General features: G+C 49.0%; 19 protein-coding genes. 18 read left to right on the top strand and 1 reads right to left on the bottom strand.

Features of this window, described 5'->3' with window-relative positions:
* Positions 1 to 268: 268 nt before the first annotated feature.
* The 16 genes from T320_RS00375 to T320_RS00445 all read left to right on the top strand — a co-directional run bounded on the left by T320_RS00375 (position 269) and on the right by T320_RS00445 (position 12942).
* A complete protein-coding gene (locus T320_RS00375; RefSeq protein ID WP_051608507.1) occupies positions 269 to 1867 on the top strand; it encodes an amidase in 1599 nt (532 codons plus the stop codon).
* Positions 1868 to 1913: 46 nt separating this feature from the next.
* On the top strand, positions 1914 to 2072 hold the full coding sequence (locus T320_RS14890; RefSeq protein ID WP_231465809.1) for a hypothetical protein: 159 nt from the start codon (positions 1914 to 1916) through the stop codon (positions 2070 to 2072).
* Positions 2069 to 2680, top strand: a complete 612-nt coding sequence (locus T320_RS00380) for a DUF3089 domain-containing protein (protein WP_231465825.1) — start codon at positions 2069 to 2071, stop codon at positions 2678 to 2680. Before T320_RS14890 ends, T320_RS00380 begins: the two co-directional genes overlap by 4 nt.
* 170 nt (positions 2681 to 2850) lie before the next feature.
* A complete protein-coding gene (locus tag T320_RS00385) occupies positions 2851 to 4179 on the top strand; it encodes a YkvI family membrane protein (protein ID WP_037351868.1) in 1329 nt (442 codons plus the stop codon).
* Between the two features lie 39 nt (positions 4180 to 4218).
* A complete protein-coding gene (locus T320_RS00390) occupies positions 4219 to 4623 on the top strand; it encodes a C-GCAxxG-C-C family protein (protein ID WP_037351870.1) in 405 nt (134 codons plus the stop codon).
* Positions 4624 to 5421: 798 nt separating this feature from the next.
* The gene (locus T320_RS00395) at positions 5422 to 6105 is read left to right on the top strand and encodes a response regulator transcription factor (RefSeq protein WP_037351871.1); all 684 of its coding nucleotides are present in this window, start codon (positions 5422 to 5424) and stop codon (positions 6103 to 6105) included.
* Positions 6102 to 7175 carry a HAMP domain-containing sensor histidine kinase gene (locus tag T320_RS00400; protein WP_037351873.1) on the top strand — a complete coding sequence of 358 codons (1074 nt, stop codon included), beginning with the start codon at positions 6102 to 6104 and terminating at the stop codon, positions 7173 to 7175. Before T320_RS00395 ends, T320_RS00400 begins: the two co-directional genes overlap by 4 nt.
* A 104-nt stretch (positions 7176 to 7279) precedes the next feature.
* Positions 7280 to 8227, top strand: coding sequence for an NAD(P)/FAD-dependent oxidoreductase (locus tag T320_RS00405; protein ID WP_369793418.1), 948 nt, complete (start codon positions 7280 to 7282; stop codon positions 8225 to 8227).
* Positions 8228 to 8230: 3 nt separating this feature from the next.
* On the top strand, positions 8231 to 8461 hold the full coding sequence (locus T320_RS00410) for a glutaredoxin family protein (RefSeq protein WP_026760841.1): 231 nt from the start codon (positions 8231 to 8233) through the stop codon (positions 8459 to 8461).
* Positions 8462 to 8497: 36 nt separating this feature from the next.
* Entirely contained in the window at positions 8498 to 9043 is a 546-nt protein-coding gene (locus T320_RS00415) for a glutathione peroxidase (protein ID WP_037351877.1), read from the top strand.
* A gap of 43 nt (positions 9044 to 9086) precedes the next feature.
* Positions 9087 to 9632 carry a ferritin family protein gene (locus T320_RS00420; RefSeq protein ID WP_026760838.1) on the top strand — a complete coding sequence of 182 codons (546 nt, stop codon included), beginning with the start codon at positions 9087 to 9089 and terminating at the stop codon, positions 9630 to 9632.
* Positions 9633 to 9646: 14 nt separating this feature from the next.
* Positions 9647 to 9988, top strand: a complete 342-nt coding sequence (locus T320_RS00425) for a hypothetical protein (RefSeq protein ID WP_026760837.1) — start codon at positions 9647 to 9649, stop codon at positions 9986 to 9988.
* A 414-nt stretch (positions 9989 to 10402) separates the two neighbouring features.
* The gene (locus tag T320_RS00430) at positions 10403 to 11311 is read left to right on the top strand and encodes a LysR family transcriptional regulator (RefSeq protein WP_037351880.1); all 909 of its coding nucleotides are present in this window, start codon (positions 10403 to 10405) and stop codon (positions 11309 to 11311) included.
* Positions 11312 to 11899, top strand: coding sequence for a chromate transporter (locus T320_RS00435; RefSeq protein ID WP_037351882.1), 588 nt, complete (start codon positions 11312 to 11314; stop codon positions 11897 to 11899). It begins immediately after the preceding gene.
* A 14-nt stretch (positions 11900 to 11913) separates the two neighbouring features.
* Positions 11914 to 12489, top strand: a complete 576-nt coding sequence (locus T320_RS00440) for a chromate transporter (protein ID WP_037351884.1) — start codon at positions 11914 to 11916, stop codon at positions 12487 to 12489.
* A gap of 69 nt (positions 12490 to 12558) precedes the next feature.
* The gene (locus T320_RS00445) at positions 12559 to 12942 is read left to right on the top strand and encodes a VOC family protein (RefSeq protein ID WP_037351886.1); all 384 of its coding nucleotides are present in this window, start codon (positions 12559 to 12561) and stop codon (positions 12940 to 12942) included.
* A gap of 66 nt (positions 12943 to 13008) precedes the next feature.
* Here the strand turns inward: T320_RS00445 and T320_RS00450 are convergent, their stop codons facing one another.
* Positions 13009 to 13365: a cupin domain-containing protein gene (locus T320_RS00450; RefSeq protein ID WP_037351890.1), complete on the bottom strand. Its 357-nt coding sequence runs from the start codon at positions 13363 to 13365 to the stop codon at positions 13009 to 13011.
* A 219-nt stretch (positions 13366 to 13584) separates the two neighbouring features.
* Here T320_RS00450 and T320_RS00455 point away from each other — a divergent pair, with 219 nt between their 5' ends.
* Together T320_RS00455 and T320_RS00460 are read left to right on the top strand one after the other, a co-directional pair.
* Positions 13585 to 14028 (top strand): Rrf2 family transcriptional regulator, encoded by a 444-nt coding sequence (locus T320_RS00455; protein WP_037351892.1) that lies wholly within the window; start codon positions 13585 to 13587, stop codon positions 14026 to 14028.
* Positions 14025 to 14249 (top strand): hypothetical protein, encoded by a 225-nt coding sequence (locus T320_RS00460; protein WP_026760830.1) that lies wholly within the window; start codon positions 14025 to 14027, stop codon positions 14247 to 14249. Before T320_RS00455 ends, T320_RS00460 begins: the two co-directional genes overlap by 4 nt.
* Positions 14250 to 14269 lie beyond the last annotated feature (20 nt).

Raw genomic sequence — 14269 nt, forward strand, 5'->3', positions numbered from 1 at the left:
AAAGCTTCCCCACTGTTGAAGGCATGTGTATGTGTCATCACTTCCCCAAGTGACAAAAATTATTATAGGCCGAGGCAATGGCAAGGACAATACCACGAAAGTATAGAATAAAAGTCTATCTACTATTTTAGTAGTAGAAGGATTTTGGGAAGTATGTATAGAATATTTTGATAAATATGGCATGCGGAGGTGAGGAAATTCTGAATAGTGGAGCTAAGGCCGTGTCGCTCTATCAGATTCTGCACAAAAGGAGAAAGGAGTATAGGAAATGCACAGGTTTATTTTCAGGAAAACGCTTTTGGCGTTTATGGCAGGCGTACTGATTATGCTCTTTGCGACAGGCGCAAGTACAGTATTTGCCAAGGCGAAGTTTTCCCAGGATGAGCTGGCATACATGCCCGCTGTAAAGCTCATAGAGCTGTTCCAGAAAGGTGAAACAACGCCTAGCGAAGTTTTGGAGGCACAGATTAGCCGTGTGAAGAAGTACAATGGTGAATACAACGTATCGCGTCGCGACTTGGTAAATGAGCTGGATACGTTCAATGCCGGCAAGGTCAATGCCATCACCTTCGACACCTTTGACGAGGCCAGGAAGCTGGCAAAGGAAGCCGATGAGCGTTACCGGAATGGCACTGCACGCAGACTGGAAGGGATTACCATCGGCGTCAAGGACGAGAATGAAGTCAAGGGCTGGCGCGTTGATGCCGCATCCCTGCTCCTGAAGGACCATGAGCCATGCACCGCTGACGGCGCCATGATTCAGAAGCTCCGCAAAGAGGGCGCGATTTTTGTTTTCCAGACGACGGTACCTGAACAGTACCTCAGCCCCATGACCTGGTCACGCCTCTACGGTGTCAGCCGCAATCCGTGGAACCTCTACTACGGTACTGGCGGGTCGTCCGGTGGTTCCGGCGCAGCGCTGGCCGCTGGCTTCTGCACGCTGGCCACTGGCTCCGATATGGGCGGCTCCATCCGCATTCCCTCTGCCATGAACGGTCTGTACGGCTTCAAGCCGCCGTTTGGCCGCGTTGCTACGTCGGACAACACCTATGAAACTTTAGGCCCCATGGCTCGCACTTTTGGCGACATGGCGCTCATGCAGGATGTCATTGCCGGTCCCAGCCCGGAAGTTCATTCCACGATTCGTCCCAAGCTGGACTATCCTCAGAAATACGCTCCGATTAAGGGGCAGAAGGTTGCTGTCGCTTATTGCAGAAATTGGCTGCAGGGCGGTCTGAGCCAGGAAGCCAATCACGCCATGGACTCTACGGTCGCGGCATTGAAGAAGGCTGGAGCGCAGGTTGAATTGATAGAGCTCGACGTAAGCGCCGAAAATTTCATGCCGACCTATTTCAAGGGGCTCATGTCCACAAGCATGTATGTCATCTTCGACGGTTTGGACAAGCATCGCGACAAGTTCAGCTCGTATGTGAAGAATCTGGAGGCATATGCAGGCAAGCTGACTCCGCAGGATCAGGTCAACGCAGAATTGATGTTGGCGAAGCTGCACCGGGACGTTCAGCAGAAGGTCTTTGAGAAGGGCTGCATCGCTCTGATCATGCCCACGCTGGCAACACCGTATTTCCCCGCCGATCTTGATGCGACCCCTGACAAAGCAGCTCAGGTGCGCGGGAAAAACTATTCCAGCACCAACCTCATGCTGACACCGATTTGGAATCTGGCCAGCAGATATCCGGTGGTGGCAATGCCGGTTGAACTGTCCGCTAAAAATGTTCCCGTCGGCGTGCAGATTGTCAGCAATACCTATGATGACCTGAACGCTTTCCGCGTGGCATACGCTCTCTCCAAAACGATTGCTCCGCTCTATAAGGATGGGCGTTTCCCTGATTTCAGGAATGTAAAATAATACGATGGGAGAAAGCGAAGTCTTTTCGATTCCGCGGGAGGAAAATATGAGGAAAGCATTGCTGGCTGCAATTGTGGCTGTTTTGGTGATGGTGTCTATGCTTCCAGGCTCGTCAGCGAGTGCCCAGACGGTGGCTGGAGATGCTCCGGATTATTCCCGGAAAAGCTGCTGGTATCAATTTCCGGCATTCCCTACGACGATATAACCGCTGCGCTCGATTACTACTTCACCAAATACAACAATGGGCGCCCCTTCATCATTGCGGGGCACAGTCAGGGTTCGGCGATGGTCAAATACGTGTTGAAGAACTACTTCAAGAAGCATCCCGACTACTACAAGCGCATGGTGGCGGCCTATGCCATAGGCTTCTCCGTCACGAAAGAAGACCTCAAGGAGAACCCGCATCTGAAGTTTGCGGCCGGTGAACGCGACACGGGCGTTATTGTCAGCTGGAATACCGAAGGGAAGAAAAATGTGGAGGAGAACGCCCGCAACCGTGCGTTGCTGCCGAATGCCATCAGCATCAATCCGTTGAACTGGAAGATTGATGAAACCTACGCGCCGGCAAGTAAAAACCTTGGTTCTTTCATGTTAAACGAAAAAGCCGCCAGGTATGAGATTACAAACATTGGTGCAGATGCACAGGTGAATCTCGCTCGTGGCGTAATCGTGACGAACGCCAAAGCCGCACCTATAGCCCTGACCGACTTCTTTGGGCCACAGAGTTTCCATGACGATGACTACACGTTCTATTACAATAATATTAAGGACAATGTAGCCAAACGCATTGCGGCATATAAAGCGAACCACTGATAAACAAACTACAAAAGACGGCTGAATGGTCAAATGACGTTCAGCCGTCTTTTTGTTCGCATGCATAACTGCAGGAAGAATGTTCTTTAATTGTGCACAATATTTGATAAGATGTATTAAATGTGATATAATTTTATAATCGCTTGTAAATTTTTTGAAGGAGGCCTTTTATGAACTTTTTACGCATAAGTAAGGAAGCACTGTCGCTGGCAATGGCTTATGTAGGCGTATTGGTCGGTGCGGGGCTTTCCTCCGGGCAGGATATGCTGCAGTATTTTTTGAGTTTCGGTAAAATTGGTTTGGTAGGTGTAGTCCTGCTCGGTGTACTGAATGTTGTATTCGGACGAATCATTGTGACCTTGGGTTCACATTATCAATCGAGCAACCATCAGGAGGTTTTGGAGCAGATTGCCCATCCGGTGATCAATCGGATTATTGATATTACGCTCATTATTTCCTGTTTTGTGGTCGGCTTTGTCATGGTGGCAGGTGCCGGTGCCAATTTGCAGCAGCAGTTTGGTCTGCCAAGTTGGCTGGGGGCGCTTTTTTGTTCCCTGCTCGTCATTGTCATAGCCTTTTTGGATTTTGACAAGATTACCCGTGTGCTGGGTGTATTTACGCCAGTCATTGTCGTGATGATTTTAGCGGTGGCCGGTTATACCTTTATCGGTAAATCCTATGATTATGAGGCGCTTGATTTAGTAGCGGGGACCATGCAGCCGGTTATGCCTAATGTATGGCTGGCGGTAATTAACTATTTTGCCCTCTGCGCGATGAACGGCGTGTCGATGGCGTTTGTGCTGGGCGGTTCAGTGGTGCGCATTGGCGATGCGGAGAAGGGCGGCGCTTTAGGCGGCACCATTATCGGCGTGATTGTCACCTGTGCGGCCATGACGCTCTTTGCTAATCTCGATAAAATCAAAGATGCGGAAATCCCCATGCTGATGATTGTCAATCACATTCATCCCGCCTTTGCCTTTGTCTATGCGGTGGTAATCTTTGCGCTGATTTTCAATACCGCATTCAGCCTTTACTACGCTACGGCTTGCCGCTTTGCTGGGGATGACCTGGGCAAGAAGCGCAAAATCCTGATTGGGATTACAGCACTCGGTTATGTGTGCAGCTTCGGCGGTTTTACCACGCTGGTTTCCTATATGTATCCGCTGCTCGGTTATATGGGGATTTTGCTCTTGGTGGTGCTGACTGTGGCTTGGTTTGAAGAACGGGAAAACATCGTCCGGGAAAAATTCCTGCGCCGCAAGATGATGCGGCTCCTGTTCCGCAAGTATGATGATGACTATGAGTTTACGGCAAAGCACAAAAAGGATTTCCATAAGCTCGGCGAAATGTCCGCAGCTGATACAGAAGGTTTGAAACAGGACATCAAATCCTATGTAAAAGATGTGGTGGAAAACACCGATGATTTGCAGACATACGCCGAGGAAAATCTGTCGATGAAGGGTTCGCCCTTGAAAAAAGAGGAAAAAAACAGCAAATAGCCAAGTAATAACTGTGATTATATTTTGGAGGTAGGAAAGATGGAAGCAATAAGTGCAAGGGCAGAAAAAGCCGTGGAGTACAAGCACAACCGTTGCAATTGTGCGCAGGCTGTTTTGATGGCTTATGAAAAGGAACTGGGCAGGCCTGCAGAGGATATCCTGGCCATGGGCTCCGGCTTTGGCTCGGGTATGGGCGGCATGGAAGGAACCTGTGGCGCGTTATGTGGAGCGGTCATGGCATTGGGCCTGCTAAACAAATCCGATATGCCCAGCAAGATGATTGCGAAAGATATGCTGCAGGAATTCAAGGAAATGTCCGGCGGGGCGACAATCTGCCGCGACTTAAAGGGCATAGGCACTGGGAAAATGCTCTGCGCCTGTGATGACTGTGTGCGTCATGGCGTGTTGGTGTTGGAAAAGAAATTGGCAGGCATTAATGGCTGAGCCAGGTGAAATATTCTCGGAGAGGAAAAAGTCCGCTGACGAAATTCAGCGGACTTTTTCCTGTAAATTGCAGGTGTTTGTTGGTTAGTACGTGCTGAAATATTTTTGTTACAGCTCAGTTTGGGCGGAGGTGGTAATACTTTTCGCCGTTACACTAAATGACCCACCAACAATAGTCTGGTTTTTTCTAGGTACCTGCGCCGGGCAAGACCGGCGGCGCGTATTTTCAGCTCAATTTTTAGGAACTACCGTTTGTGGGCCAGTCCTCACTGCGTTCGGACAGTCGTTCCACGGCGAAAAGCATCACCACCTCCGCCCTAAGCGGCGTCCGCATAAAATGTTTTTTTCCTCGATGATAAGCAACAAGTACATCGATGTTCTTGTTACGGGAGAGACGAGTTCGTGGCGATAGTCTAATCCGTAACTTGGGGCGAACGGGGAGTGATTTTTCTGTAGGGAGCGACTGCCTGAACGTAGTGAAGGCCGGCCCCGGTAGAAATCAGCTAAGCAAATACGCTGAAAGTAGCGCCGTTGGCCTGCCCGGCGCAGGTAACTGGACAGTTCTCTTTTACGAGGGGGTCGTTTAGCGGAAAACAGAAAAATTACTCCCCGTTCGCCCCTGACAACGTATGAACAGGATACCTTTCCCACGAACTAAACTCCCCGACAAACTGCAATTTATCTTTAAGGCGCAAACAGGATTTTATATTGGCAGGGCGAAATAAAGTCATATACAAGTCACATAGGGAGAATAAAATTGAGGCGAATAATTGATTTTCTATGTGAAGGGGGCGGCTTATGTTTTCAATATTGGTAGCGGAGGATGACCGCAATCTCAACCGCATGATTTGTGCAAAGCTCAAACAGGAGCAGTATCACGTCTTTTCGGCCTATGATGGGCAGGAGGCGCTCGATATTATGGAGCGGGAGCATATTGACCTCGTTATCAGTGATGTGATGATGCCCCGTATGGACGGTTTGGAGCTGACGAGTGCCCTGCGCGGGGCGAAAATGGATTTGCCCATCTTAATCATCACCGCCAAGGGGCAGATGGAGGATATGGAGAAAGGTTTCCGCGCGGGGACGGATGACTATATGGTAAAGCCCATTCAGTTGAGGGAACTCATGTTGCGGGTCGGGGCATTGTTGCGGCGGGCGCAGCTGATGAGTGAAAAAAGGCTGACTATCCGCGGCACGGTGCTTGATTACGCGTCATTGACGGTACAGACAGGCGAGCAGACCGATACTTTGCCGCCCAAGGAGTTTTACTTGCTGTTTAAGCTGCTCAATCAACCGGGGAAGATTTTTACCCGTCAGGAGCTATTGGACGAGATTTGGGGCGTAGACAAGGACACGGACAGCCGCAATGTGGATGCCCATATCAAGAAACTGCGCCACCGCTTTGCCGATAATCCCGACTTTGCCATTGAAACCGTGCGAGGCTTGGGGTATAAGGCAGTGTTTAAGGAAGAAACGTCATGAGAAAACAATTTGTTTTGCCCCTGCGGCTATATCACAGTTTGACCACCTTGCTTACATTGGCCTTGTGCTGTGGCGTGTCCAGCCTGTTTGTTTATCTGTTGGACAGCCTGACGGGGCTGCAATTGGAACTGCCGGCGGCACTCATTATCTGCAGTCTGCTCACGATTGTCTCCGGGGCGTTGCTATTGGCCTGGGAGGCCGGTTTTTACATCCGTCCAGCGCAGTCTGTGGTAGAGGCCACGGGGCGTATCGCCAAGGGGGATTTTGCTGTGCGTGTGCCCCAGCCGGAAAATCTGGTCAGTACGGAGGAAGGCGTGCAGCTGATTGCAAATTTCAACCGCATGGCCAAGGAACTGCAAAGCATTGACCATATGCAAAAGGGCTTTACCGGCAGCGTATCCCATGAATTTAAGACGCCGCTTTCGTCCATTGTCGGCTTTTCGGAAATCCTGCTCGAAGGCGGGTTAAGTGAGGAAGAACGGCGGGAGTATACGGGTCTTGTACATGAGGAGGCGCTAAGGCTTTCGCGGCTGGCAGAAAATCTTCTGCGTTTATCGCGGCTTGATGCACAGGCCATTGTCATGCGTTACGAAAATATTGCTGTGGATGAACAGATACGGCAGTGTGTAATCCTGTTGGCTGAGCGCTGGGAAAAGAAGGATATTTCGTTTTCGTTGGATTTGCCTGCGCTATCGATTGAAAGCGACCCGGATATGACCAAGCAGGTATGGCTGAACTTAATCGACAATGCCATCAAGTATTCGGCAAAGGGCAGCATCATTCAGATTACGGGAGAATCTGCGCCTGATTCCATCTGCGTGCGCATCCGTGATGAAGGCATTGGCATTCCTGAAGATAAGCAGGCGCATATCTTTGAGCGATTTTATCAATGTGACGAATCCCATCAGGAAAAAGGCCATGGCCTGGGGCTTTCCATCGTTAAGCGCATTTTGGAACTGTTGGGCGGTCAGATTGCCTGCCGAAGCCAGATAGGGAAGGGAACGGAAATGATTGTAGCCCTGCCACTGGATAGTGGCAAAAGCTGTTTGCTCCCAATATCAGCGAAATAAAATTTTTCACAAAAAGATTGCAAAAAACTGAATAAAAGTCACATAGAGGTCACAATTGGCCTCTATAATCATAAGCGTAGTAGATGAGGTACAGAAAGGAGATAATGATGCCAACGGAAAAGAAACGCATACAAAAGGATATCGTCATTATCGGTGCAGGTATGGCCGGCCTTACCGCCGCTCTTTATGCAGGGCGCATGAATTTGTCGGTGCTGGTGCTGGAAAACGCGCTGGTAGGCGGTCAGATTGCCAATGCGACCGGAATTGAAAATTATCCGGGACTGCCCAATGTGGCGGGCAAGGATTTAATCGCAACCGTACAGCAGCAGGCAGAGACTTTTGGCGCTGTGGTAGACGAGTTTGACATGATAGAGAAAGTCAGCTTGCAGGAAGACCGAAAAATCGTGGAAACTGAGTCCTGCATATACGAAGCCGGCAGCGTCATTATCGCCTCAGGCATGGAACGGCGCAAGCTGCCGCTGCCCGAAGAACGCAAATACGCTGGCAAGGGCGTGCACTATTGTGAGCTTTGTGACGGTCATCTGTATCAGGACAAGGTGATTGCTGTTATGGGCGGCGGCAATGCTGCCGTGGATGCAGCCAACTTCCTGACCAAGTACGCCAAGAAGCTATATCTGCTGCATCGTTCTAAGCTGCGTGCCGATGAATCCGCGCAGGAAAAATTGCGCAGCAATGAAAAAGTAGAAATCCTGCTTGAAACCGAAGTGACAGCTTTGAAAGGCGAAAAGCGCTTAGAAAGCGTTGAAGTTTTGGATAAAGCGACTGGCGAAAAGAAAGAATTGGCCATCGATGGCATTTTCGTCAATATCGGCGTTACACCGAATACGGCGCTGTTTCAGGCGGATATCAAGCTGGCCGAAGATGGCCGCATTGTGGCAGGGGAAGATTGCCGCACCAATATCCCAGGTGTTTTTGCCGCCGGTGATGTCCGGCATAAAGAAGTACGACAGCTGACAACAGCTGCCGCAGATGGTACGATAGCCGCAATTTTAGCGGAGAAATATTTAGCGCAAATCAGAAAGGGGAAATGAATTATGGTTAAGGTTTATTCGATTAATAACTGTCCTTGGTGTGACAAGGCCAAAAAGTATCTGCAATCACGGCAGGTGGAATACGTGGAATGCAATATCGAAATGGATGAAGCCGCCTTGGCAGAATGCAAGGCATTGACCAATGATGAGGTCGTTCCCGTGATTACTGCGGATGGCAAAGAGTTTGTACTGGGCTTTGACAAGGCAAAGATTGACGCTTTGTTAGGGCTTTAATGGATAAAATTTTTTAGACAGTAGAGGAGAATAATAATGGGTGTTTATGAATTTTCGGCAAAAACCAACAGTGGTGAGGAAAAGTCCCTCAAGGATTATGCAGGCAAGGTACTGATTATTGTCAATACCGCCAGCAAGTGCGGCTTCACTCCGCAGTACAAGGAACTGCAGGAACTTTACGATAAGTATCAGGACAAGGGCCTGGAAATCCTGGGCTTCCCCTGCAACCAGTTCGGTGCGCAGGAACCGGGCAGCAATAGCGAAGTACAGCAGTTCTGCCGCCGCAACTATGGCGTGAGCTTCCAGATTTTCGAGAAAGGCGATGTGCGCGGCGAAACCGCCCAGCCGCTCTTTAAGTATCTGACCGCAGAAAAGGGCTTCAAGGGCTTTGATGAAAACCACGAGTTTTCCGCAGTGCTGTTGGATGCTCTCAAGAAAAATTATCCGGAGTATTTGGAAGACGATGGCATTAAGTGGAACTTCACCAAGTTCCTCATTGACCGCGAAGGCAATGTAGTGGAACGCTATGAGCCGACCACGAGCCCGTCTGCTATGACGGCAGCAATCGAAAAGCTGTTATAAAAAATGTGTGTAATGTGTATTATGTAGATAAGGAGAGATGGACATGAGCTTACATGGTATTACGAAGGGGACCCCGCTGGAGAAAATGGCAGAAATGATGGCTTTGGGCGAAGCTAAGGGCACGATGATGTATTATACGCTGGCGCGCCTTGCTAAGGAGCAGGGGCTTGATGATGTGGCCGAGCAGTTTATCGAAGCCGCTAATCAGGAAGCTGTCCATGCCGGTTTCTATGCGACAGTAAACGGCATGCTGCCCAAGGATTTCTGGCAGCTCGTGCGCGGCCTGATGAGCGCAGAAACCAGCGGTGAAAAGAAGGTCAAGGCTATGGCCGACAAATTCCGCGAGGCAGGTTTTGCGGAAGCCGCTGATGAAATGGAAATCTTTGCCAAGCAGGAAGGCCATCATGGTGTAGTATTGGCGAAAATCTTGGAAAAGCACTGCCCGGGACTTTTGGAAGCTGCCGGCAAGAAAATCTATGTCTGCTCCGTCTGCGGCTATGAGCATGTAGGCGACTTGGATGCGGAACCGGATGATTTTGCCTGCCCGCTCTGCGGCCAGCCGAAGAAAGTGTTCAAACTGAAGGATTGAGGGGACTTTTGACCATGACAGATCAGGAAGTAATTCAGGCGTTTCATATTATGTGGGATTATTTTCCCGAACCGGTGACCATCACCCAGCGGAGCCGAGAGATTATCGCCGTAAACAAGAAAGCAGCAGAACTGGGCTTAACGGCAGGGATAAAGTGTTCCTCCATCGGCAAGCCCGAAGACCATAAAGGCTGCTTGTGCAATAAGGCGATTGATGAAAATAAGTCCGTACATGTGGCTTATGAAGGCCCGCAGGGCAAGGCTTATGGCTTTTGGACCCCGATTACGGAACGCCCGGAATGGATTCTCCACTTCAGCGTAGGCCGAGTGGCAGAATATCAGGAAATCAAACGCTAAAAATAGCCTGACAGGGCGCATAGCTTTGTCAGGCTATTGATTATGGGCGTAACGCAAAATCCTGCGGGCGGAAACCAAGACGCTTTATGCGTACAATACGACGCAGTTTAGCGACTATGACAAATATGAGTCCTCGATATTCGACCCCAAAGCCAAAGCAGCCTATCGTGAGGAAATGTTCCCCAAGCAATGTGCAGCGGCTTATGAATTGGGGAAAAGTTTGCTTGAAAGCTAATTACTAAATGTATGGCAATGCTTTGCATTCCCGTTGACTAGTCAAAGTTTGACTGATCAACGGGATTTTTTTATAGAAAAACTTGCAAAATAGAAACCATAGCGATATGATGTTGTAGATATAAAAAATATATTTAACGGTAAATAATATATAAAAAATATATAAAGGAGATAAAAACAGTGGATTTGAAACAGCTGCATTATTTTATGACCATTGTCAATGAGCAGCAGATTACCGCCGCTGCCAAGAAGCTGAATATGACACAGCCGCCGTTATCGCATCAGATGAAACTGTTGGAAAAGGAACTGGGTACTCAGTTGTTCAAACGTGGGTCGCAGTATATTGAACTTACGGAGCCGGGCCGTTTGCTGGCGCGGCGGGCCCAGCAGCTTTTGGATATGGCAGACAATACCGTCCGTGAGATTGACGAGCTTAATCAAAGTCTGCAGGGAACTCTTTCCATCGGGACGATATCTTCGTCCGGCAGCATTTTGCTGAGTCCGGGCATGCAGAAATTCCATCGAGAGTACAGCAATGTTCATTTTGAAATTCATGATGCCAATACATATCAGCTGATTGAAGAACTGGAGAAGGGCATCATTGAAATTGGCATCGTACGCACGCCCTTCAATACTAGTCCCTTTAACTGCCAGTTCCTGAATACGGAACCGATGGCTGCGGTTATGACAGCTGAGCTGGACTGGTGCCCCAGGCAGGAAAAGATTACTGTAGAAGAACTCGACAAGCGCCCACTGATTATCTATCGGCGCTTCCAGAACTTGCTTCAGGATGTCTTTGACCAAAAGCAGATAGAGCCGGAGATATATTGCCGCAATGATGATGCACGTACGACTATCCTTTGGGCCAATGCAGGTCTAGGAATTGGCGTTGCGCCACTTTCGGCCGTGGAACTGGCTGCCCATGATAAGCTTCATATCAAGATTATTGATGAGCCGGTACTGGAAACGCATATTGCGGCTGTCTGGCGGCGCAATACGAATCTTTCCAGAATCGGCAAAGAATTTTTGACGGCGCTTTGTGGTATGAACATTGCAGCAAATGGCGCAACAAATCAGGAGGAACAATAAATGTCCCATGAGGAAATGAAATCGATGGCAGCTGCCTGTCCAAATTTTTATTGGAAGCTCTTCCAATCCACTTTTCTTATCAGTGCCTTTACGGTAGGAGGCGGTTTTGTGATTATTCCGCTGCTGCGGGCTAAGTATGTGGACGAATATGGCTGGCTGAATGACAAGGAAACTTTGAATTTGGTGTCTATCGCCCAGTCCATGCCCGGTGTGGTGGCGGTTAATGCGTCCATCATTCTGGGATACCGCATGGCCGGTATCCGCGGAGCATTGACGGCTTTATCGGCTACCATCCTGCCGCCCCTTATCACGCTGTCCGTTATTTCCTGTGCTTATGACTGGTTTGCAAGCAATCTCTATGTACGCTATATGCTGAAGGGGATGCAGTGCGGGGCTACGGCGTTGATTGTCAATGTTGCAATTGACCTGTTGCAGAAGCAGTGGAAGAAAAGACTTCTTTGGCCCTTGACGATTATTGCGGGAACCTTTGTGGCCAATTTCTTTTTTGATGTCAACATCATGCTGCTGGTCGTGATTGACGGAATTCTGGGCTTGCTGTTCCTGCGCAGTGCGGAGTATGGGAAATAAGGAGGGAAAAGCGCATGATTTATTTGACCTTATTCTGGGAATTTGCCAAAGTCGGCATTTTCTGTGTGGGCGGCGGCTATGCTTCGATGCCGCTGATTCAGGCTGCCGTGGTGGATACTTATCGCTGGATGAGTCTCGGAGAATTTGTGGACATCTTTACGATTTCCCAGATGACGCCGGGGCCTATTGGCATTAACGCCGCCACTTTCGCGGGGATGAAGATTGCCGGGATTCCCGGTGCCATTTGTGCGACAGTAGGCTTCTGTACACCGTCCCTTATTCTGGGAATCGTCTTGGCAAATCTCTTTTTCAAATATGGCGATATCGGGCCCATCCGCGGCATTCTCAATGGCCTGCGTCCCGCCGTGGTGGCTCTGATTGCCGCCGCTGGCATCAGCTTCGTGGTTCTGGCTCTTTGGAATGAGGAAACTCTGCCGGACGACTTGACTACCATTGACCCGCTGGGTGTAATCATCCTGCTGGTCTCTTTGGTAGCTGTGCGCAGAAAAATTGGTGTGATAAAGCTTTTGGCTGCTACTGGTGTGGCTGGTTTAGTGTTGGGAATCATTCAGCAAAATTTGCTCGGCTAGGAAAAGCAGGTAAACTGTCAGGCGAGGGCGAATATCCTTGGTAATCGATAATGTAAGGAGGAGATTGGGTTGGGAAATAAGTGTTCTTATCTGGAACATGCGGCAGTGACCGTAGCGGATATTGAGTGGAGCCTGAAATTTTTTCAGAATGTATTGGGCATGACCGAGACAAGGCGGAAGGAAAAGGACGGCGTGCTGCAGCAGGTGTGGCTGAAAGGAGGCTTACAGCTGGTTGCGGCCCCGGAAAATCCGGCGGTGGGCAGAGGACATCATCTGGGCATTGTGGTGCAGGATTTCAAGTCTGCTTTGCAGGAAATGCTGGCCTATGAAGGCGTACATCCTATGGAGGGCAAGCCGGAAAAATGGGTGCAGCTTCCAGACGGGCTCGTGCTTGAACTGTTTCAGGAAAAGCCTGGCGCCATTGAAAAGATATTGGATATCGAAGTGAAATAAAATAAAGCCATCAATAAGGCAGAGCGATAAAATCTGTGCTTATTGATGGCTTTTGTTTATGAAAAATTACTGTTCAATGCCAGCATCATCAGCGGTGTATTCTTCCAGAGAATTTTCTCGTACCTGAATGCAGATGTAGCTGATGCCCTCATTGGCACCTGCTGCGAATTGACGCCGTGCTGCCGGGGCAATGCGCAGCCAGTCACCTGCAGAAAGTTCTACGGTCTGCCCGTCAATTACGGCAGTGCCTTTGCCGGCCGTGATGAAGTAAATCTCCTCATTTTTCTTGTGATAGTGTACAAAGGGAACACCTGCTCCAGCAGGCAGGTTGTTGACGCTGATTTCTGCTCCCGTCAGATTTAATTTGTCATGCAATTCCGTTCTTGCATCATTTGCCACGCTGATTTTACTAAAATTTGCCATGTTAAATTCCTCCTAAAAACATTGTAACAACATCGCTTACAATGAGATGATAACATTTTGGCGATGTAATGTCAACAGTTACAATGAATCTTTTTCTAAAGTTTTCGCAGTGGAAGCCATAAAGGCATAGCAGCAGGTAAGATTGACATTTTATAAGTGATGTAATATGATAAGCTACAACATTATAGTAAGAAATAACGGTTCTTAGGAGGTTCCTTCATGCAGTTTTCGTTTCGTCTGCCGGTAGCAACGCATATATTGCTTTGTATCGAGCGGTTCAAGAATGAGTACAAGACCACATCTACTTTTTTGGCAGGCAGTGTCAATGTCAATCCCGTCATTATCCGCAAGACATTAGGCCAGCTTAAAGCTGCAGGTCTCGTGGAAGTGGCGGCTGGAGTCGGTGGGGCAAAACTTACAAAAAGCCCGAAAGACATCACCTTGTGGGATGTCTTTCAGGCTGTGGAAGAAGATGAAGACTTATTTCATTTTCAGGAGAATCCCAATCCGGCCTGTCCTGTGGGGCGGAATATTCATGGGGTTTTAGGGGAACGGCTTGAAGATGTCAGACAACATATGCTGGCTGACTTTAAGAAGGTCACCCTTGCCGATTTGTTGGAATCTATCGCAGTGAAGGAAGCAGAACAGGAGAAACGTAAATGATTGCCATAGCGGAATTAAAAACAGGTGTTATCTTCGGAGATAATAACACCTGCGAATATGTATATATGCCGGCCAGTGAAATTGGCGTGGAAAATCCCCTGTGTGTTTACGAAAACAACGGGCAGCGCTCTGATGTAGATTTGTCGGAAGCCCTGCGGCTTATTCGAGTGCGGGCCTTGCGTCAGGTAAAGCATCCGGTTTTGGGAAGCAGTTCCTGCTGATAAAATGCGCGGAATCCGGC

The sequence above is a fragment of the Selenomonas sp. FC4001 genome, from assembly GCF_000701565.1.
GTDB classification, from domain to species: domain Bacteria; phylum Bacillota; class Negativicutes; order Selenomonadales; family Selenomonadaceae; genus Selenomonas_A; species Selenomonas_A ruminantium_B.